The sequence below is a fragment of the Lujinxingia vulgaris genome (assembly GCF_007997015.1).
GTDB classification, from domain to species: domain Bacteria; phylum Myxococcota_A; class Bradymonadia; order Bradymonadales; family Bradymonadaceae; genus Lujinxingia; species Lujinxingia vulgaris.
In genome coordinates this window covers 1-841 of record NZ_VOSM01000039.1, presented here as the reverse complement: position 1 = coordinate 841, position 841 = coordinate 1, and the positions used below count along the sequence as shown (strand labels likewise).

Genomic DNA, 841 nt, shown 5'->3' with positions numbered 1-841 from the left:
TCTTCACCGCTAATTCGCTTTCACTGAGTCCCTGGTTGAGACAGCGGGGAAGTCGTTACGCCATTCGTGCAGGTCGGAACTTACCCGACAAGGAATTTCGCTACCTTAGGATGGTTATAGTTACCACCGCCGTTTACTGGGGCTTAAATTCACAGCTTCGCCTTACGGCTAACCGTTCCTCTTAACCTTCCAGCACCGGGCAGGCGTCAGTCCGTATACATCGTCTTGCGACTTAGCACGGACCTGTGTTTTTAGTAAACAGTCGCTTCCCACTGGTCTCTGCGGCCCTGCAGCGCTCCCGGAGCAAGTCCGTTCACGCCTTAGGCCCCCCTTCTCCCGAAGTTACGGGGGCATTTTGCCGAGTTCCTTAACCACGATTCTCTCGATCTCCTTAGTATTCTCTACCTGATCACCTGAGTCGGTTTGGGGTACGGGTAACTTGAACCTCGCGTCGATGCTTTTCTTGGCAGCATAGGATCACTGATTTCGTCCGTGAGGACTACCCATCGAGTCTCAGCCGTAATGAGAGACGGATTTGCCTATCTCTCGGCCTACATTCTTAGACCGGGACAACCATCGCCCGGCTCAGCTACCTTCCTGCGTCACACCTGTTAATACGCTAACCGCACCAGAATAGGGTCGTACGCTAGGCCCCACGCCTCACCCCGAAGGGATTGGTCTAGGGGATTCAGATACTTAGCATTACTGGATTGGTTTGGGCGGTTCTTCGTCAGTACGGGAATATCAACCCGTTGTCCATCGTCTACGCCTATCGGCCTCGACTTAGGTCCCGACTGACCCAGGGCAGATTAGCTTGACCCTGGAACCCTTGATCATCCGG

Annotated in this window: 1 rRNA gene; it reads right to left on the bottom strand. The window is 54.0% G+C overall.

Going from position 1 to position 841, the window contains the following annotated elements:
- Nucleotides 1-841 (bottom strand): 23S ribosomal RNA (locus tag FRC98_RS20785); the annotation flags it as partial.